At 71.2% G+C, this 19,079-nt stretch carries 19 protein-coding genes; 5 read left to right on the top strand and 14 right to left on the bottom strand.

The features are described from left to right. The first annotated feature begins 26 nt into the window (after positions 1-26). Positions 27-812: an alpha/beta fold hydrolase gene (locus Sri02f_RS16490; RefSeq protein ID WP_109002244.1), complete on the top strand. Its 786-nt coding sequence runs from the start codon at positions 27-29 to the stop codon at positions 810-812. 70 nt (positions 813-882) lie between these two features. On the opposite strand, the gene mnmA is transcribed toward Sri02f_RS16490, so the two are convergent. Then, entirely contained in the window at positions 883-2,013 is a 1,131-nt protein-coding gene (gene mnmA, locus Sri02f_RS16485) for a tRNA 2-thiouridine(34) synthase MnmA (protein ID WP_109002066.1), read from the bottom strand. A gap of 83 nt (positions 2,014-2,096) precedes the next feature. Between mnmA and Sri02f_RS16480 the strand changes: the two genes are divergently transcribed. Continuing rightward, positions 2,097-2,756 (top strand): N-acetylmuramoyl-L-alanine amidase, encoded by a 660-nt coding sequence (locus Sri02f_RS16480; RefSeq protein ID WP_109002065.1) that lies wholly within the window; start codon positions 2,097-2,099, stop codon positions 2,754-2,756. 39 nt (positions 2,757-2,795) lie between these two features. Here Sri02f_RS16480 and Sri02f_RS16475 read toward each other — a convergent pair whose 3' ends face one another. Next, positions 2,796-3,413, bottom strand: a complete 618-nt coding sequence (locus Sri02f_RS16475; protein ID WP_109002064.1) for a TetR-like C-terminal domain-containing protein — start codon at positions 3,411-3,413, stop codon at positions 2,796-2,798. A gap of 68 nt (positions 3,414-3,481) precedes the next feature. Here Sri02f_RS16475 and Sri02f_RS16470 point away from each other — a divergent pair, with 68 nt between their 5' ends. Next, positions 3,482-4,816 (top strand): alpha/beta fold hydrolase, encoded by a 1,335-nt coding sequence (locus tag Sri02f_RS16470; protein WP_109002063.1) that lies wholly within the window; start codon positions 3,482-3,484, stop codon positions 4,814-4,816. Positions 4,817-4,882: 66 nt separating this feature from the next. Here the strand turns inward: Sri02f_RS16470 and Sri02f_RS16465 are convergent, their stop codons facing one another. The 3 genes from Sri02f_RS16465 to Sri02f_RS41720 are packed head-to-tail and all read right to left on the bottom strand — an operon-like array spanning position 4,883 to position 6,568. Continuing rightward, entirely contained in the window at positions 4,883-6,046 is a 1,164-nt protein-coding gene (locus Sri02f_RS16465) for a cysteine desulfurase family protein (RefSeq protein ID WP_109002062.1), read from the bottom strand. 58 nt (positions 6,047-6,104) lie between these two features. Further along, positions 6,105-6,371 carry a DUF4190 domain-containing protein gene (locus tag Sri02f_RS16460; RefSeq protein WP_069770496.1) on the bottom strand — a complete coding sequence of 89 codons (267 nt, stop codon included), beginning with the start codon at positions 6,369-6,371 and terminating at the stop codon, positions 6,105-6,107. 32 nt (positions 6,372-6,403) lie between these two features. After that, the gene (locus tag Sri02f_RS41720; RefSeq protein ID WP_167467560.1) at positions 6,404-6,568 is read right to left on the bottom strand and encodes a hypothetical protein; all 165 of its coding nucleotides are present in this window, start codon (positions 6,566-6,568) and stop codon (positions 6,404-6,406) included. A gap of 122 nt (positions 6,569-6,690) precedes the next feature. On the opposite strand from Sri02f_RS41720, the gene Sri02f_RS16455 reads away from it, so the two are divergent. Then, entirely contained in the window at positions 6,691-7,317 is a 627-nt protein-coding gene (locus tag Sri02f_RS16455) for a TetR family transcriptional regulator (protein WP_109002061.1), read from the top strand. Positions 7,318-7,465: 148 nt separating this feature from the next. On the opposite strand, the gene Sri02f_RS16450 is transcribed toward Sri02f_RS16455, so the two are convergent. Both Sri02f_RS16450 and Sri02f_RS16445 read right to left on the bottom strand, forming a co-directional pair. Beyond that, on the bottom strand, positions 7,466-7,906 hold the full coding sequence (locus tag Sri02f_RS16450; protein WP_109002060.1) for a hypothetical protein: 441 nt from the start codon (positions 7,904-7,906) through the stop codon (positions 7,466-7,468). Positions 7,907-8,147: 241 nt separating this feature from the next. Then, a complete protein-coding gene (locus Sri02f_RS16445; protein WP_109002059.1) occupies positions 8,148-9,008 on the bottom strand; it encodes a thioesterase family protein in 861 nt (286 codons plus the stop codon). Between the two features lie 142 nt (positions 9,009-9,150). Between Sri02f_RS16445 and Sri02f_RS16440 the strand changes: the two genes are divergently transcribed. Continuing rightward, complete coding sequence (locus tag Sri02f_RS16440; RefSeq protein WP_109002058.1) at positions 9,151-10,383, top strand: alpha/beta hydrolase; 1,233 nt, start codon at positions 9,151-9,153, stop codon at positions 10,381-10,383. Here Sri02f_RS16440 and Sri02f_RS16435 read toward each other — a convergent pair. The 7 genes from Sri02f_RS16435 to Sri02f_RS16405 all read right to left on the bottom strand — a co-directional run bounded on the left by Sri02f_RS16435 (position 10,292) and on the right by Sri02f_RS16405 (position 19,045). Next, positions 10,292-10,948: a trimeric intracellular cation channel family protein gene (locus Sri02f_RS16435; RefSeq protein ID WP_109002057.1), complete on the bottom strand. Its 657-nt coding sequence runs from the start codon at positions 10,946-10,948 to the stop codon at positions 10,292-10,294. The two genes, Sri02f_RS16440 and Sri02f_RS16435, sit on opposite strands and share 92 nt — an antisense overlap. A gap of 56 nt (positions 10,949-11,004) precedes the next feature. Further along, positions 11,005-12,396, bottom strand: coding sequence for a M1 family metallopeptidase (locus Sri02f_RS16430; protein ID WP_109002056.1), 1,392 nt, complete (start codon positions 12,394-12,396; stop codon positions 11,005-11,007). A 96-nt stretch (positions 12,397-12,492) separates the two neighbouring features. Beyond that, positions 12,493-13,899, bottom strand: coding sequence for an ABC transporter ATP-binding protein (locus Sri02f_RS16425; protein WP_373865103.1), 1,407 nt, complete (start codon positions 13,897-13,899; stop codon positions 12,493-12,495). Between the two features lie 17 nt (positions 13,900-13,916). Continuing rightward, the gene (locus tag Sri02f_RS16420; RefSeq protein WP_109002055.1) at positions 13,917-15,014 is read right to left on the bottom strand and encodes an ABC transporter ATP-binding protein; all 1,098 of its coding nucleotides are present in this window, start codon (positions 15,012-15,014) and stop codon (positions 13,917-13,919) included. Continuing rightward, the gene (locus Sri02f_RS16415; protein ID WP_109002054.1) at positions 15,011-16,009 is read right to left on the bottom strand and encodes an ABC transporter permease; all 999 of its coding nucleotides are present in this window, start codon (positions 16,007-16,009) and stop codon (positions 15,011-15,013) included. The genes Sri02f_RS16420 and Sri02f_RS16415 overlap by 4 nt, the downstream gene beginning before the upstream one ends. 143 nt (positions 16,010-16,152) lie before the next feature. Next, positions 16,153-17,946 (bottom strand): ABC transporter substrate-binding protein, encoded by a 1,794-nt coding sequence (locus Sri02f_RS16410; RefSeq protein WP_109002053.1) that lies wholly within the window; start codon positions 17,944-17,946, stop codon positions 16,153-16,155. A gap of 91 nt (positions 17,947-18,037) precedes the next feature. Continuing rightward, positions 18,038-19,045 (bottom strand): ABC transporter permease, encoded by a 1,008-nt coding sequence (locus tag Sri02f_RS16405; RefSeq protein ID WP_109002052.1) that lies wholly within the window; start codon positions 19,043-19,045, stop codon positions 18,038-18,040. Positions 19,046-19,079 lie beyond the last annotated feature (34 nt).

Genomic DNA, 19,079 nt, shown 5'->3' with positions numbered 1-19,079 from the left:
GGTGCCGTGCGGCAGTCTGCATGAGCATGGACAAGAAGACTGTTTCCCGCGACGGCACCGAACTCGCGTACGAGAGCACCGGTCGGGGCCCCGCGGTCGTTCTGGTGAGCGGCGCGATGTCCACGGGCGGCACCATGGCGCCCCTGGCCGGCCTGCTCGCGGACCGCTTCACCGCCGTCCGCTACGACCGCCGGGGCCGCGGCGAGAGCGGTGACACGGCGCCGTACGCGGTGGAGCGCGAGGTCGAGGACCTGGCGGCGCTCATCGACGCGGTGGGCGGCGAGGCCGCGCTGTACGGCGTCTCGTCGGGCGGCGCCCTGGTGCTGGAGGCGGCGGCCGCCGGGCTGCCGGTGAGCCGGGTGGCCGTCTACGAGACGCCGTTCGCCCTCGACGAGAAGGACGCGCGCGGGCGCGCCGAGTACACCTCGAACCTCGCGGAGGCGCTCGCGCAGGACCGGCGTGGGGACGCCGTCGAGCTGTTCCTGCGCCTGACGGGGCTGGCCGAGGAGATGATCCAGGGGGCCCGCCGGTCGCCCATGTGGGCGGGGATGGAGGCCGTCGCGCCCACCCTCGCCTACGACGACGCCGTCATGGGCGACGGGCGGCCGCCGAGGGAGCGGCTGGCGTCGGTTCGCGTGCCGGTGCTGGCCGTCGCGGGCGAGGCCAGTCCGCCCTGGCTGCGCGACGCCGTGCGCACCGTCGCGGAGGCGGTCCCGGACGGCGCGTACCGGACGCTGGAGGGCCAGACCCACATGGTCGACCCGGCCGTCCTCGCGCCGGTGCTGGCGGAGTTCTTCGGCGGCCGGGACTGACGGTCAGGCGCTCGGCACCGACGGTCAGGCGGTCTCGGGACCGACGGTCAGGCGGTCTCGGGACCGACGGTCAGGCGACCGGGGCCGCCGCCCGCACCGTGGAGGCGATGGTGGCCGAGCCGACCACGCGGGTGCCGTCGTACAGCACGATCGCCTGGCCGGGGGCCACGCCCCGGACCGGCTCGGCGAAGGTGACCTCCAGGTGGCCGTCGACCGGTTCGGCGGTCACCTCGGTCTCGCCGCCGTGGGCGCGCAGTTGGGCCGTGTAGACGCCGGGGCCCGACGGGGCCGCGCCGCACCAGCGGGGCCTGATCGCCGTCAGCGCGGTCACGTCCAGGGCGGCGGCCGGGCCCACCGTCACGGTGTTGTCCACGGGGGAGATGTCCAGGACGTAGCGCGGCTTGCCGTCGGGAGCCGGGGTGCCGATGCGCAGGCCCTTGCGCTGGCCGATGGTGAAGCCGTACGCGCCCTCGTGGGTGCCGACCTTGGCGCCCGACTCGTCGACGATGTCGCCCTCCGAGCGGCCCAGCCGGTTCGCGAGGAAGCCCTGGGTGTCGCCGTCGGCGATGAAGCAGATGTCGTGGGAGTCGGGCTTCTTGGCCACGGCCAGCCCGCGGCGCTCGGCCTCGGCGCGGATCTCGTCCTTCGTCGTCACCGTGTCGCCGAGCGGGAAGAGGGCGTGGGCGAGCTGCCGGTCGTCCAGGACGCCGAGGACGTAGGACTGGTCCTTGGCCATGTCGGAGGCGCGGTGCAGTTCACGGGCGCCGTCCTCGCCCACGAGCACCTTCGCGTAGTGGCCGGTGCACACCGCGTCGAAGCCCAGAGCGAGGGCCTTGTCGAGCAGCGCGGCGAACTTGATCTTCTCGTTGCAGCGCAGACAGGGGTTGGGGGTGCGGCCGGCCTCGTACTCGGCGACGAAGTCCTCGACGACGTCCTCGCGGAAGCGGTCGGCGAGGTCCCACACGTAGAACGGGATGCCGATGACGTCGGCCGCGCGGCGGGCGTCGCGGGAGTCCTCGATGGTGCAACAGCCCCGTGCGCCCGTGCGGAACGACTGCGGGTTCGCGGAGAGCGCGAGGTGGACGCCGGTCACGTCGTGGCCGGCTTCGGCGGCACGGGCGGCGGCGACGGCGGAGTCCACGCCGCCGGACATGGCGGCGAGTACGCGAAGGGGGCGGGGGCGCGGCGAGGTCTCAGTCATAACCCTTCCAGGGTACGGGTCGCCGGGAACCGCGGCCCGCGAGTATCCGTTGACGATCACGAGGGGCGAGGAAGGGCACGGACATGGGGGACGGGAAGAGCGACTCCGACCGGCGGATCGGGCGGCGCGCCCTGCTGATCGGCGGGGCGGCGGCCGCCGTCGGCACGGGCCTGCTGGCGCGGGACGAGCTGGCGCGGCTGTACTGGCGGCTGCCCGGCGTGCGCAGAGCGCGCGTGGAGGGCGCGGTGGACTACCGGGGCGCGCGGTGGGTGGCGGCGTCGGAGGCGAACTTCCGCTGGGCGGACCGGCCGGACGACTACGGGATCGACATGGTCGTCGTCCATGTCACCCAGGGCGATCTCGGCAGTGCGGTGAAGGCGTTCGAGGACCCCGGGCACCGGGCGGCCGCGCACTACATCGTCGGCAAGGACGGACGCGTCACGCAGATGGTCCGCGAGCTCGACGTCGCGTACCACGCGGGCAACCGCTCCTACAACGAGCGCAGCGTCGGCATCGAGCACGAGGGCTTCGTGGACCGGCCGAAGGACTTCACCGACGCGATGTACGCGGCGTCGGCCCGGCTGACCGCCGCGGTCTGCCGGCGGTACGGCATACCCGTGGACCGCGAGCACATCATCGGTCACGTGGAGGTGCCGGGCACGGATCACACCGATCCCGGCGAGCACTGGGACTGGAACCGCTATCTGCGGCTCGTCGCACAGGAGCACGAAGCGACCGCCTGAGGCCCCGCGCGCCTCGCCGGCAGCCCGCGGCCCGCGGGGTCAGGGAGCGGGTTCGGCCCGGCGCAGGCTGCGGAACACCGTGGGGGTCGTCCAGCCCCGCAGCGTCGCGTTGATCGCGGACCGGAACGCGGCGTCCGCCGTGGGGGCGTCGAGGGCCCCGGCCAGTTCGAGGGTCACCAGCCCGTGCAGGGTCACCCAGAGCGAGAGGGCGATCGACGTCACCTGACCGTCGAGGACGGACTCGGTCACCGCGCGCTCGATCGCCGCGACGAGCGGCCGAACGGGGTCGGCCGCACCGACCGCTCCCGACGGGTCGAAGGGCTGCACGCCGCCGAACAGCACCGTGTACAGGTGACTGTGCCCGCGCCCCCAACGACGGTAGGCGACGGCCAGCGCGTAGAGGTCGGCGAGCGGGTCCGCGGAGGACGGGACCGCCGACACGTCCCGGAAGAGGCCGGCGACGGCCCTGTCGCGCACCGCCTCGATCAGCCCGTCCTTGCCGCCGAACAGGGTGTACACCGCCGTGGCCGACGCCCCGGCGGCGGCGGCCACGGCGCGGACCGTGACCGCTTCGCGCGGATGCGTCGCGAGCATCTCGGTCGCGCACACCACCAGCCGCTCTCCGACGGCGTCGTCGTTCGTTCTCGGCCTACCCACGCCCGGCAGCCTACCCTCCCTGGTACGTTGTTTTAAAACAGCGTTCTGAAACCACGGAAGGCTTCGCCGTGCCCCTCTCCGCCATACGTTTCGTCCGCCTCGCCGGACGCCTGCTGTCGGCCCTGGCCGCCGTCACGGCACTGGTCGTCGTCTTTCTCGCTCTGATCACCCTCACGGACGGGGCGGCCTCGGGCCTTGCCGCATGGTCGGCGACCCTCGCAGCGGGGGCGGCCCTCGCACTGCGGCGGGGACGGCGACGCGGTCGGCCGGCGCGGCTCGCGCCGTTCCTGCCGGTGGCCGTGGCGGCGGCACTGACCGCGGCGGTCTGCGTCCCGACCGCGCCGACGGCCCGGCGGTATCCCCCGGCCCTGCCGTTCGTGGCCACGCAGCACTGGAGCCTGGCCACAGGCAGCCGGGTCGCGGTGTACCACTACCCGCCCGCGCACCGCGGCACCCGGCGCCCGCTCCCGCTGGTGTACCTCAACGGCGGACCGGTCCGCGGCATCTCGGTGCTCGACCACCGGTTCCTGCAGCTGCTGGCACGCCGGGGTTACGACGTGTACGCCTACGAACAGGCCGGCGGCGGACGAAGCGACCTGCTCCCCATGAGCCAGTACACGATCTCCAGGTCGGTCCGCGACCTCGCCGCCTTCGTCGACCGCCTGGGCAGGGGCAAAGTCGACGTCCTCGGATTCTCCTCGGGCGGGGTCGTGCTCACGCGGGCCCTCGCCGACCCGGGCGTCGCCGCCCGTCTGCACCGGGCGGTCGTCGCCGAGCCCGGTCCCATGGACGGCCCCACCGCGCGCGTCGCCGGACACCGGGGCCGGACGTCCGCGCGGGGACTCGCGCCGGCCATGACCGGGCCGCGCTCGACGCACGTTCCCCGGTACGCCGTGGCATTCGGCCTCATGCGGCTCGGACTGCTCACGCCCGGCACCGCGCTGATCGGACAGGCCGAGGGCGACAACGCCTTCACCGCCGCCGACCTGGGCAGCGACACCGCATCCGCCTACTGCGCCCGCGACGCGCACCGCATCCCGGTCGAGGACACCGCACAGAACTTCTCCTTCAGCCCGGCGGCCAGCCTCCGCGTCCAGCAGACGGTGCGGGACTCGCCCTCCATCGCCCCGCAGCTCAGGCTCTCCCGGACCCCCGCGATGCTGATGATCGCCGAGTGCTCCTCCCAGCTGCGCCAGTGGGCGACCGCCGTCCTCGCCGACGACCCCGCCGTCCGGCGCACGCAGTACATGCCGGGAGTCGGGCACCACATGTGGAACGGCCTGGACGGCAACAACGACCGGGCCGCCGCGGCGATCACCGCGTTCCTGGAGGACGAGCCGCCGCCCGTGCCCGACTACCCGACCCGCGCCGGGATCCCCGCGTTCCTGCACGACCGCCGGTGAGGACCCGGCAGTCCGCCTCCGGTGAGGACGGGCGGACGGAGGGCGGGGCGGACGGGCGGACGGCGGTCAGCTGAGCCCGGCCGCCCGGGCCCGCTCCACCGCGGGGCCGATGGCCTTGGCGACCGCCTCGACGTCGGCCTCCGTGGAGGTGTGGCCGAGCGAGAAGCGGAGGGTGCCGCGGGCCAGGGCCGGGTCGACGCCGGTGGCGAGCAGGACATGGCTGGGCTGGGCGACGCCCGCGGTGCAGGCGGAGCCGGTGGAGCACTCGATGCCCTGCGCGTCGAGCAGCAGCAGCAGGGAGTCGCCCTCGCAGCCCGGGAAGGTGAAGTGGGCGTTGGCCGGCAGCCGGTCGACGGGGTCGCCGCCGAGGATGGCGTCCGGGACGGCAGTGCGGACCGCGTCGATCAAGCCGTCGCGCAGGGCGCCGATCTCGCGGGCGAACCACTCGCGCTGCTCGGCGGCGAGGCGGCCGGCGACCGCGAAGGCGGCGGTCGCGGGGACGTCGAGGGTTCCGGAGCGGACGTGGCGCTCCTGGCCTCCGCCGTGCAGGACGGGCACGGGGGTGTGTTCACGGCCGAGGAGGAGGGCGCCGATGCCGTAGGGGCCGCCGATCTTGTGGCCGGAGACCGTCATCGCGGCGAGGCCGGAGGCGGCGAAGTCGACGGGTACCTGGCCGAAGGCCTGGACGGCGTCGGCATGCAGAGGGATGCCGAACTCGGCTGCGACGTCGGCCAGTTCACGGACCGGCAGGATCGTGCCGATCTCGTTGTTGGCCCACATGACGGTGGCCAGCGCCACGTCGTGGGGATTGCGGGCGACGGCCTCGCGCAGGGCCTCGGGGTGGACCCGCCCGTAGGAGTCGACCGGCAGGTACTCGACCGTGGCGCCCTCGTGCTCGCCGAGCCAGTGCACGGCGTCGAGAACCGCGTGGTGCTCGACGGGGCTGGCCAGGACACGGGTGCGGGCCGGGTCCGCGTCGCGCCGGGACCAGTACAGGCCCTTGACGGCGAGGTTGTCGGCCTCGGTGCCGCCGGAGGTGAGCACGACCTCGCTGGGACGGGCGCCGAGCGCTTCGGCGAGCGTCTCGCGGGCTTCCTCGACCGTACGGCGGGCCTGCCGGCCGGCCGCGTGCAGGGAGGAGGCGTTGCCGGTGACGCCCAGGTGCGCGGTCAGTGCCTCGACCGCCTCGGGAAGCATCGGCGTGGTCGCGGCGTGGTCGAGGTATGCCATGGTGCCCCGATTCTACGGGGGCGGGGCGGCGCGCCTGGCTGCCAGGTGGCCGCGGCGGTCAGAAGCTCCAGGAGATCGTCGAGTCCGCCTGCATGAACGCCACCAGGACCAGCAGGTCGGCGACGCCCAGCGCGAGGCCGAGGTAGGCGCGGCCGCGGCGGGCCGTGCCGCGCCAGAGGGCCGCCGCCGCCAGCACGATGGCGATCGGGCCGAGGAAGACGTTGAGGACGAGCAGGCCCAGCAGGCCCAGGATGAAGGACGCGACGGCCATGCCGTCTGCGTCGCGGACGCCGGTGCGGCGCGTGGCCGGTGCGGTGAGCTGCATGGTCGGTCGACTCCTGTCGGTGGGCGGGGCGGTCAGCGGGTCGGGGAGTGCCGGCGGCCGTGGCGCTCGCGGAGCGCGAAGATGCCGAGCCAGGCGGCGATCACGGCGGCGGCGACGACGGTGAACGCGAGCGGCGCATGGGCGACGGTGCCCATGACGACGCCCAGCAGAAGCAGTGCGGCGACGAGGAACAGCATGGGATCGGATCCCCCTCCGTAAAGTTTGGGTGAACAGTTGTAGTTACACTTGTTCACTGACTCTCGAGTCTAGCGCGTCCCGCGGCTTTTCAATTCCGGAGAACAGTTGTTAACTGGATGACATGAGTCACACCCTCGGCATTCGGCAGGCCCAGAAGCAGAAGACCCGGCAGGCGCTCATGGACGCGGCGCTGGCGCTGCTGGAGGAGCAGAGCCTGAGCAGCCTGGGCCTGCGCGAGGTCACCCGCGCCGTCGGGGTCGCCCCGACCGCGTTCTACCGCCACTTCCGCTCCACCGCGGACCTCGGCGTGGCCCTGGTCGAGGAGGCGCTGGGCAGCCTGCACCCGATGATCCGGACCACGGTGACGTCCGCCGACTCCAGCGGCGAACGCATCAAGCGCGCTGTCGAGTTGATAGCCGGTCACGTGACCGCGTACCCCGCACACGTGCGTTTCATCGCCCGGGAACGGCATGGCGGGGTCCAGCCGGTGCGGGAGGCGATCCGGGAGCAACTGGGCCGGTTCGCCCACGAGGTGAAGGCCGAGCTGGCCAAGGACGCCGAGGCCGCCGGCTGGAGCGACGACGACCTGCTGATGCTCTCGCATCTCTACGTCGACCAGATGCTCATCACGGCCTCGCTGTTCCTGGAGGCGCTGGAGGCCTCGCCGGAGGACCGGGAGCGGGTCACCCTGCTCGCGGCCCGTCAGATGCGGCTCATCAGCATCGGCCGCCACCACTGGCTGGACTGAGACCGGGCGGCCGGACCGGCCGCCGCCCCGCGCGCCGCGCACTCCCCCGCCCGCCGCACGACCGACCCCGGCCGGACGCACGAGCGGCGCACCCCTTTCCGAGTGCGCCGCCCCGTTGCCGGACCGCCGGTCAGCCCTGCCGGGCCGGTCAGCCCTGCTGGGCCTGCTGCCCCTGCCCGCCGCTCGGCCCGCCGCTCGACCCGCCGCCGGGACCTCCGCAGCCGCCGCTCCGACCATCGGCCGGGCCGCCCTGAGCGCCGCCCCGGCCGCCTCCGGAGCCGCCGCTCGCCGCGCCGGTCGGCCTGCCCGTCGGCATGTCCGTCGGCGTCCCTGTGGGCGTGCCCGTCGGCCTGCCCGTGGCCGCCGCACCGCTCGGCGCCCCGGACGGAGCGCCCGCCGGCGCGCCGCCCGGCACGCCCGAGGCGTTGCCCGACGGCGGCTGACAGGACTGCTGGGACGAGGCGCCGCCGGACGACGAGGAGGACGAGGAGGAGGAGTCACCCGAGCCGCAGGCCGCCAGGGCGAGGGGCGAGAGCGCCAGCAGCGCCACCGCGGGGACGAGACGGACGGGCATCAGCGCACGCTTCATGAGAGACAGCTCCAGTGAGGATGAGGAGAACCTGAAGCGGAAACTCAACCAACGGCACTTAGGGCTACCTTGAGCTCCCCCTGTGCACCGCCTGTCGACGGGGCACAGCGCGCCCCGAGCGACCTCCTGGACCTGGCGGTTCGCCCTGGGAGCCCGGTCGGTGGGCCGGGACGGACCCGTGACACAGTCGGCCGCCGCGACCCGCCCCACGGACGTCGGCGGCCTCGTGCCGGAAAACCGTTCAGCCGAGCCTGACCCGGGCCAGCTGCCGCGACTGCGCGACGAGCCGGTCCGCGCTGTCCCAGACCTCGGCGTCCTCCTCGAGGAAGCCGCCGGCGAGGTTGCGGGTGGTGATGGACACGCGCAGCGGACCCGGGGCCGGACGGCAGCGGACGTGGACCGTCAGCTCGACGGTGGGGACCCAGCCGCGCAGACCGATCTCGAAGGCGGTGGGCGGCAGCGCGTCCACGGCGAGGAGGAGGGAGAGCGGGTCGGGGTCACGGCCGTCCTTCAGGCCGAACCAGGCGCGCATCTCGCCCTTGCCGGAGGGCTGTCCGAGCGCCCAGCCGAGGGTGGACGGGTCGAGTTTGAGCATCAGCCGGTCGGCGATCGCGGAACTGCCGTCGACCGGCGCCGGTCCGTCCTCGGGGCCGAAGCACTGGTCGATCGGCGGGATCGCGGGCGGCTTCGCGGTCGTGCGCACGTCGTCCGGCAGGGAGTCCAGGTCGCCGTAGGAGGCGAGGACGCGGATCCGCTCGACCTCTTCGCCCTGCTCGTCGTACTGCAGGAGCGAGGCCTGGCCGGTGGACAGGGTGCGGCCGGTGCGGACCACCTCCGTGCGGACGACCGCCGGACCCGGCTGGGAGGCGGTCAGGTAATGGGCCGAGACCGTGAACGGGTCGCCGTGCGGCAGGGCGTCCGCGAGCGCGCGCCCGAGGACCGCGAGGAGGTAGCCGCCGTTGACGGCGCTGATGATCGTCCAGCCGGCCGACAGGTCGATGTCGTAGACGCCGGGCGCGCGCCGGGTGAGTGCGGTGTCCCGGTCGAACTCACTGTCCCCGACGGTGGCCTGCCGGGCCGTCGCCGTAGCTGCTTCTGCCATGGCTGCACGGTACAACACTTGATTACTAAGCGGTAGCTTTTCCAGGCGCCCCTCGAGCACGCTCCGGACCGCTACTGCAATTTCTTGGTAAGTGTCCGAACTCGTCCGTAACCTCGACGCCTCGTTTTCCCTCTGCTAAGGCATGAGCCTCACCGGGACTCCGTTCCTCTACACCCTGATCGCGCTGTCCGCCGTCGCCGTCGTGCTGCCGCTGCTGCTGTGGTCGCGACTGCGCGGACCGCGGGTCCTGCGCGCCGCGGCCCGGATCATGATGCTGCTGTTCGCCCAGACCACGGCCGTGAGCCTGGTCTTCGTTCTGGTCAACAACGCCAACAACCTGTACGACACATGGGACGACCTCCTGGGCACCGGCACCCATGTGCAGCAGGCCGCCAACCTGGGCGCCGACGGCACCGGCGGCATCGCGCTGAACCGACTGCCGAAGGTAAGACAGAAGTTCACACTGGTGGACGGCGCGGCGATGCACGCGGCCGGCGGGGTGCGCGTCACCCAGGTGCACGGCCAGGTCTCCGGCGTGAACGCCGAGGTCTACGTATGGCTGCCCCCGCAGTACAACGACCCCGCGTACGCCCACCGTTCCTTCCCCGTCGTGGAGTTGCTGCCGGGCTACCCCGGTTCCGCGAAGTCCTGGTTCGGGACACTGCACGTGCACGAGCAACTGGCCCCGCTGATGCGTGAGGGCAAGGTCGCGCCGTTCATCCTGGCCGCCCCGCGCACCACGCTGCTGCCGGGCGTGGACACCGGCTGCGCCAACGTCCCGGGCACCGTCAACGCGGACACCTGGCTCAGCGTCGACGTCCCGAAGATGCTCAGGGACAACTTCCGGACCCAGCCCGCGCCCAAGAGCTGGGCCGTGGCCGGGTACTCGGCGGGCGGCCACTGCGCGACCAAGCTGGCCGTCGCCCACCCCGACCGCTACCGGGCCGCGGTGAGCCTGTCCGGGTACAGCGACCCGGCGATCGTGCACGACTCGCTGGCCGCCCAGGACCCGGCCGTGCGCCGGGCGAACAACCCGTACCTGCTGCTGCGCAAGGCCGCCCTCCCGCCGGCGGTGGCCCTCTACCTCTCCGGCCAGCCGCGCGACGGCTACGAGGCGGCCCTGGCCCTGCGTCAGGTGGCGAAGGCGCCGACGACCGTGCACGTCGTGTACATCCCGAGCAAGGCGGGAGGACACACCATGGGGCTGTGGCGGCCGCAGGTGGTGCCCGCGTTCCGCTGGCTGACGACGCAGATGGGCCAGCGCGCGATCGCCGGGAAGGGGTCTACTCCTCACGCACCGTCGAGCGGCGGTTCCAAGCACGCGGAGCTCGCCAGTGGAACCGCATCGCGAGCAACCGCAGGACGAAAGCGGTGACGGCGGCCACCCCGCTGGCCAGCGGGGTGAGCATGTCGTAGCGGATGCACAGCGCCACCATCGCGGCGCCGGCCATCGCTGGGACCGCGTAGAGGTCGCGGTCCCAGCGCAGCAGCGAGGGCACCTCGTTGGCGAGCACGTCGCGCAGCACGCCGCCGCCGACGGCGGTCGCGATCCCGAGGGCCGCCGACGCGGTGAGGTTCAGCCCGTAGGCGTGCGCCTTCGTCGTACCCGTGACGCAGAACAGGCCGAGGCCCGCCGCGTCGAAGACGTTGACGCCCAGCTGGATGCGCTCCACCTGCGGGTGCAGGAAGACGACCAGCAGAGCGGCGAGCAGCGGCGTGAGGAAGTACCCCAGGTCGGTGAAGGCGGCCGGGGGCACCGCCCCGATCACCAGATCCCGGAACACGCCGCCGCCCAGCGCGGTGACCTCGGCGAGCATGGCGATGCCGAACACGTCGAAGTTCTTGCGGACGGCCAGCAGCGCGCCCGAGATGGCGAAGACGAAGATGCCGACCAGGTCGAGCGTGTGCTGGACGGAGGGGCTGAAGATTTGCTGGAGCACCCCTACATTCTCACCCAGCGCGAAGCCTTCGCCTTACATTACAAGGCGGGTCGACCTCACAGAGACGGTTTTCCCGGAGTGAAGAGCCAGGTCTGGAAGAGGTCGTCGAGCTGCCGCCCGGAGACCTTCTCGGCGAGACGGACGAAGTCGTCGGTGTCCGCGTTGCCGTAGCGGTGCAGCCTGGTCCAGGTGGGGAGCAGCTTGAAGAAGGCCTTGTCGCCGATCCGCTCGCGCAGGACCTGGAGGGTCATCGCGCCGCGCTGGTAGACGGCGGAGGCGAACATCGTGTCGCGCTGCGGGTCGCCGACGGCCGTCTGCCAGAAGGCGCTGTCGGCGGGGCGGGCGTTGTAGCCGGCCAGGAACGAGTCGTGCGCGGAGCGGGTGCCCTGGTGCTCGGCCCACAGCCACTGGGCGTAGGTGGCGAACCCCTCGTTGAGCCAGATGTCCTTCCAGTGGGCCACCGACACGGAGTCGCCGAACCACTGGTGAGCCAGCTCGTGCACGATCGTGGACTCGCTGCGGACGGCCGAGTACGCCGGCTTGGACTGCACCTCCAGGGAGAAGCCGGCCTGGGGCATGTCGTCGACGATCGCGCCGGTCTCCTCGAAGGGATACGGTCCGAAGACCTGCGACCAGTAGTCGGTGGCCGCGGCGGTGACGCCGTACACGTCCACGCTGTTGCCGTTCGCGAGCACCGGGTCGATCGCGACGTAGATCGGGGTGCCGCCGGGCGTCGTCCCGGTCTTCACGTCGAACTTCCCGATGGTGGCGGTCGCGAGATACGTGGCCATGGGCTTCGTCTCGCGCCAGTGGGTGTACGTCGAGGCGCCCTTGTCGTACGTCGAGACCAGCCGGCCGTTGGAGACCGCGGTCAGGCCCCGGGGCGCCTTGATCCGGATGTCGTAGGCGGCCTTGTCCGAGGGGTGGTCGCTGGACGGGAACCAGGTGGAGGCGGCGTTGGGCTCGCAGGCCACGAAGACGCCGTCCGTCGTCTTCATCCACCCGTAGGAGGACCCGAAGACGATGGGGCCGCCGAGGGGCTCGGGGACGCCGCCGTAGGTGACGGCCACCTCGAAGGTCCGCCCCTTGCGGATCGCCCCGCGCGGGGTGATGCGGATCTCGTCGCCGACGCGGGTGAACTGCGCCTTTCTGCCGTCCACTTCGACCCGGGTGACCTCCAGTTTCTGCAGGTCCAGATCGAAGGACGAGAGGCTCTGGGTGGCGCGTGCGGTGATCGTCGTACGGCCGTCGAGACGGTCGGTGTCGGGGTCGTAGGCGAGGGCGAGGTCGTAGTGGCGGGCGTCGAAGCCGCCGTTGCCGAGCTGCGGGAAGTAGGCGTCGCCGATTCCGTCGGCGCCCGGGGTGGGGGCGGAGGAGGCGGCGATGACGAGGAAGGAGGCCGCCGCTGTCGCGAGGGCCCCCCAACGTGCCGAACGGGAGAGTGCCATGTGTCGTCCCTTCGAGCGCGTGCCGTGGTGCCGGACGCGGACGACTCTGCACTCTCCCGTTAAGCCATGTACATGACTTTACTAACTCGTCATGCCCTACTTGTCAGTTGACTCCTGGCCACCCTCGGACCCGGGGGCATCGGCGACCTCGGCGGCCTCCGCCTTCACGGGCTCGGCCTTCACGGCCTCGGCCGACTCTGCGGCCTCCGTCTTCGCGGGCTCGGCCGGCTCTGCGGCCTCCGCCGTCGCGGGCTCGGCCGGCTCGGCGACCTCGGCTGCCTCGGCCTCGGTGGCCTCGGTGGGCTCGGCCGCCTCGGTCTCGGTGGGCTCGGAAGCCGTCTCCGCCGCCAGCGCCGCCGACGTCTCCGCCGACTCCGCGAGCACCTCGTCGGCCACCAGCTCCGCCGCCTCCTTCGCGACGGTCAGCAGAACGGTGTCCTGCGGAGCCTGGTCTTCGAAGTTCTCCGGGTGGTGGCAGGCGACCTGCTGACCGGTCCGCAGCTCTACGAGCACCGGCTCGGTGGTCTTGCAGGTCTGCGTCGCCTTCCAGCACCGGGTGTGGAACCGGCAGCCGCTCGGCGGGGAGATCGGCGAGGGCACGTCGCCCTTGAGCAGGATCCGCTCGCTCTTGGCGTTCTTGCGCCGCGGGTCCGGGATCGGCACCGCCGACATCAGCGCCTTGGTGTACGGGTGCATCGGCGACTTGTAGAGCAGGTCGCGGTCGGCGAGCTCGACGATCTTGCCGAGGTACATCACCGCGATGCGGTCCGAGACGTGCCGGACGACCGAGAGGTCGTGCGCGATGATCACGTACGTGAGGCCGAGCTCCTGCTGGAGGTCGTCGAGCAGGTTGACGACCTGGGCCTGGATCGACACGTCCAGGGCCGAGACCGGCTCGTCGGCCACGACCAGCTTCGGGTTCAGCGCGAGCGCGCGGGCGATGCCGATGCGCTGGCGCTGACCGCCGGAGAACTCGTGCGGGTAGCGGTTGTAGTGCTCGGGATTGAGCCCCACGACCGACAGCAGCCGCTGCACTTCCTTCTTGACGCCGCCCTCGGGCTCGACGCCCTGGAGCTTGAAGGGAGCGCCGACGATCGTGCCGATGGTGTGCCGCGGGTTCAGCGACGAGTACGGGTCCTGGAAGATCATCTGCACGTCGCGGCGCAGCGGACGCATGCCGCTGACGCCGAGGTGCGTGATGTCCTTGCCCTCGAACTCGACCTTGCCGCCGGTCGGTTCGAGCAGCCGGGTGATCAGCCGGCCCATCGTGGACTTGCCGCAGCCCGACTCGCCCACGACGCCGAGCGTCTCGCCGGAGCGGACCTCGAAGTCGATCCCGTCGACCGCGTGCACCGCCCCGACCTGCCGCTGGAGCAGACCCTTCTTGATGGGGAAGTGCTTCTGCAGCCCGGTCACCTTCAGCAGGACCTCGCCGGGGGCGGCGTCCTTGGTGAGCGCGGCCCCCTGCGTCGTCGGGCCGTCGGCCTGCGCGGGAATGGTCACCGCTTTCGCTTCGTCACTCACAGCTTCGGCGCAATCTCTTCGGTCCAGATACGCTCCCGCTGCTCCTTGCCCAGGTGGCAGGCGGCCCAGTGCCGGCTGCCGACCTCGGACAGCTCGGGCCGGACGGTGCGGGTGACGTTGTCCTTCGGCAGGTCCGCGTACGGGCAGCGCGGGTTGAAGGCGCAGCCGGACGGGATGTTGATCAGCGAGGGCGGCGAGCCCTTGACCGGGATCAGCCGCTCCTGCTGGTCGCGGTCCAGACGCGGCATCGAGCCGAGCAGACCCCAGGTGTAGGGGTGCCGGGGCTCGTAGAAGACCTCCTCGGCCGACCCCCGCTCGACGCAGCGGCCGCCGTACATCACCAGGATGTCGTCGGCGAGTTCGGCGACGACGCCCAGGTCGTGGGTGATGACGATGACCGCGGAGCCGAACTCCTTCTGCAGGTCGCGGATGAGGTCGAGGATCTGCGCCTGGACGGTCACGTCCAGGGCGGTCGTCGGCTCGTCGGCGATCAGCAGCTCGGGGTTGTTGACCAGCGACATCGCGATCATCGCGCGCTGGCGCATACCGCCGGAGAACTCGTGCGGGTAGCTGTCCACCCGCTTGTCCGGCTGCGGGATGCCCACGCGGTCGAGCATCTCGACCGCACGGCGCTTGGCGGTCTTCTTGTCGACGTCGTGGTGGATCCGGTACGCCTCCACGATCTGCTGGCCGATCGTGTAGTACGGGTGCAGCGCCGACAGCGGATCCTGGAAGATCATCGCCATCTCGCGGCCGCGCAGCTTGCGCACGTGGTCGGGGTCGGCGGACAGCAGCTCGGTGCCGTCCAGCCAGATCTCGCCGGAGATCTGCGCCTTGCGCTTGCCGTACTGGCCGGCGGTGTGCAGGCCCATGATGCCCAGCGAGGTCACCGACTTGCCGGAGCCGGACTCGCCCACGATGCCGAGGGTCTTGCCCTTCTCCAGCTGGAAGCTGAGCCCGTCGACGGACTTGACCAGGCCGTCGTCGGTCGGGAAGTGCACCTTGAGGTCGCGCACTTCGAGGAAGGACGTCGGCGCGGGCGAAGCGGGGGTGGGCTCGCCCACGGCCGCTCCGCTCTTGCTGAGTTCGGTCACGTGAGCCTCACTCGGGGGTCGATCACGGCGTACAGGATGTCCACCACGAGGTTGGCGACGAGCACCGCGAGGGAAGTGATCAGGGTGACGCCCACGATGATGGGCAGGTCCTGGTTGCGGATGGCGTCCAGTACGGCCCGGCCGAGACCGGGCAGGTTGAACGTGGACTCGGTCAGGATCGCGCCGCCGATGAGGGCGCCGAGGTCCATGCCGAGCATGGTCAGGATGGGCGTCATCGTCGAGCGCATGGCGTGCTTGCCGATGACGGTGGTCTCCTTGAGGCCCTTGGCCCGGGCGGTGCGGATGTAGTCCTCGCCGAGGATCTCCAGCATGGTGGCGCGGGTGATCCGGGCGTACATCGCCGCGTACAGGAAGGCCAGGGTGATCCACGGCAGGATCATCGCGCCGAACCAGCCGGAGAAGCTCTCCTCCAGCGGCACGTACTGCGCGTCGATCCAGTGCAGCCCGAAGGCGAAGATCGCCAGGCTCAGCATGCCGGTGAAGTAGATGGGCAGGGAGACGCCGGCCAGGGCGACCACCATGGCGCCGCGGTCCCACAGGCTGCCCCGCTTGAGCGCGGAGAGGACGCCCGCCGCGACGCCGAAGACCAGCCACAGCAGGGCGGCGCCGAGCGCGAGACTCAATGTCACCGGGAAGCGGTCGGTCAGCACCGGCCAGACGGCCTGCTCGCTGCGGAAGGAGTAGCCGAAGCACGGCGCGGCGCAGTGGATGGTGTCGCCTCCGCCGCTGTACGTGCGTCCGGCGAAGATGCCCTTGAAGAACTCCCAGACCTGCGCGTAGATCGGGTCGCCCAGACCCAGCTTCTGTCGCACGGCCTCGACGGCGGCAGGGTCGGCCTGCTTGCCCACGAAGCTCAAGGCGATGTCGACGCCCGCCCACTTGGGGAAGAGGAAGAAGATGCTGAAGACCACCATGACGATGACCACGAGCATCACTGCGGCGGCGAACAACCGCCTGATGAGGTAAGCGAGCACAGCTCTCGGCCCGCCGCGGACCGCGGGCCACCGGGGGGAGTACCTCCCACGCCTTGTGGGCGGTGGGGGGACCTCCGGTGGCCCGCGATCACGCCGCGCCGGCCTTCACCTGCCTTTCGTGCCGTTCGGCGGGTGTGCCGGGATTACTTCTTGGGGTTCTTCAGACCGAGGTTGACGAAGTCGTACTGACCGCTGTAGCCGTCGGTCGTGTAGACGTTCGCCAGGTTGTCCGAGCGCCAGTTGATGAACTTCTCGAAGGTGAAGGGCAGGTAGTACGCGCCCTCCATCACCTTGTGGTTGATCTCCGTGGCGATCTTGGTCTTGCCGGAGTCGTCCAGCGTGGTGACGTACGAGTCGAACAGGCCGTCGATGGCCTTGTCCTTGATGAGCCCGTAGTTGTTGTTACCGCTCTGCTGGATGTACTTGCTGTCCCACAGCGGCAGACCGAAGCCCTGCACGGACGGGAAGTCCGGGCCCCAGCCCATGATGATGATGCCGTAGCCCTTCTTGGCCACGTTCGAGGGGCTGCCGATGATGCCGGCGGTCTGCGAGCCGTCGAACTGGTCGATCTCGACGTTGATGCCGATCTTCTTCAGCGACGCCTGCAGGGACTGGGCCGTGGCCACCTCGACCGGCTTGTTGTTGCGCACCGCGATGGTGGTCTTGAAGCCGTTCGGCTGACCGCAGGCCTTCAGGGCCTCCTTGGCCTTGGCCACGTTGCCGTTCTTGTCGGCGCCGGCCAGCTCGTACGGGTCGTACTTCTGGCCCTCGGCGCCCGCGACGGACGGCGGCAGCATGTTGGTGCCGATGTCGCCGCCGGCGATCGGGCCGCCGCGCGCGGTCTGCAGCGACACGTGGTCGGCGCCGAGGATGACGGCCTTGCGGCAGTTGATGTTGTCGAACGGCTTCACGCTCTGCGGGAAGACCGCGTAGCGGATGTAGCCGGAGACCGGGTTGTCCAGGTTGGCCTTGTGCTGCTTCAGGGCGGTGGTGCGGCCCTGCGGCGACATGCCGGTCTGGGTGAGGTCCAGGTCCAGGTCACCGTTGAGCAGACGCTGGTCGAGCTGGTTGGCGTCCGAGAAGAACTGGACGGTGATCTTGTCCGGGTAGGCCTTGCGGACCGGGTCCGAGGCCTGCTTCCAGGACGTGTTGCGGACCAGCGTGAGGTCCTTGCCCGGGCTGTAGGACTCGAACTTGTACGGGCCCGAGGAGAACGGGTGCAGCTGGTACTTGGCCTTGGTGTCCATGTCCTGACGGACCGGGGACGCCGAGACCAGGCCCAGCATCTCCTCGAAGTCCGAGTTGGCCTGCGGGAGCTTGAAGACGATGGTCTTGTCGTCCGGCGTCTGGATGGCCTTCAGGCCCAGCTTGTCGGCAGACGTGTCCTTGTAGGGGCCCTTGTACTCGCCCTTGGGGTCCAACACCTGCATGAGGTACGGCGGGCCGCCGGACAGCACGTCCGTCGCCCACACGCGCTCGATGCCGTACTTGATGTCCTTGGAGGTGATCGGCTTGCCGTCCTCCCACGTGACGCCGTCGCGCAGCGTGTACGTGTAGGTCTTGCCGCCGTCCGTGACCTTGGCGAGGCCGGTCGCGAGGTCCGGGGTCAGCTCGGCGCCCGCCTTGCCCGGCTCCGTCTTGTTCGTGACGAGCTGGCGGCTGTAGTAGCGCGCGAAGTTCCACATCATGCCGTAGTAACCGCGCGTGGTGTCCCACGAGTCGGCGTCCTGGGCGCTGCCGAACTTCAGCGTGCCGCCCTTCTTGACGGCGGAGGCCTGGGCGACCTTGTTGTTCGCGGCGTCGAAGCCGGCGGCGCCGGTGCTCGAGCCCTTGTTGTCGTCTCCGCCACCGCACGCCGCCGTGGTCAGCAGCGCGGCGACCGCGGCGGCAGCGGCAAGTGCCTGCTTCCGCCGCCCTGAGGTGCGTTGGGTAGTCACGATCTCGGATCCTCCGGATAGATGAGAGCCCCCGTGTGAACGTCACGGGACGGTTGGGGTGCCGCGTTCGGCGGTGCCGCTGTTCGGCGGTTCAGCGGGAAGCCTTCGGGTCCAGCGCGTCCCGGACGCCGTCGCCGAAGAGGTTGAAGGCCAGCACGGTGATGAAGATCGCCACACCCGGGACCACCATGTACATGGGGTCCGACTCGTAGTAGTCGATCGCGCTCGAGAGCATCTGTCCCCACGAGGCGGTGGGCGGCTTGACGCCGACGCCCAGGAAGCTCAGCGCCGCCTCGGTGAGGATGTTGGTGGGGATCATCATCGTCGTGTACACGACGATCGGGGCGACCAGGTTGGGCAGCAGCTCCTTGAACAGGATGTACACCCGGCCGGCGCCGAGCGACCGTGCGGCCTCGACGTACTCGCGCTCACGCAGCGAGAGCGTCTGGCCGCGCACCACACGTCCGATGTAGGGCCAGCCGAAGAAGCCGATGACCAGGATCATGACGAAGACGCGCACGCTCGAACCGGTCAGGCCCAGCATCTCGTTCGGCATGACGGAGACGAGGGCGATGATGAAGAGCAGCTGCGGGAAGGCGAGCAGGCCGTCCATCACGCGGCTGATCAGCGAGTCGATCCAGCCGCCGAAGAAGCCGGCGAGGATGCCGAGCACCGTTCCGAGGATCACGGCCACCACGGCGGACAGGAAGCCGACCAGCAGCGAGATCCGGGCCCCGTAGAGGATGCGGGCGAAGATGTCGCGACCGTTGACCGGCTCGACGCCGAGCAGGTGGTCGCCACTCAAGCCGCCCAACGAGCCCGTGGGCGTGCCGAAGAGCGGGTCGATGAGGTTCTCGTGGTACTCGTTCGGGTCCTGCCCGAGGAGGCTCGTGATGACGGGCGCGAGCAGCGCGACCACCACGAGGAGGAGCACCACGATTCCGCCCGTGAGGGCGAGTTTGTCCCGCTTGAGGCGCTCCCAGGCGATCCGGCCCAGGGAACGGCCCTGAACGGCCTTGGCGTCGCCGGCGGCGACCGCCGCTTCCTCGGCCGCGCTCGGGGCCGCTTCCGCGGTCGGCTCGTGCAATGGTGCCGTCATCTGGCAGGGACCCCTCTCAACCGGCGGTAGCCGG

It is taken from the genome of Streptomyces rishiriensis, assembly GCF_003112535.1.
GTDB classification, from domain to species: Bacteria; Actinomycetota; Actinomycetes; order Streptomycetales; family Streptomycetaceae; genus Streptomyces; species Streptomyces rishiriensis.
Note: the sequence above shows the minus strand (reverse complement) of the source record. Positions and strands in the feature narration are given on the sequence as shown.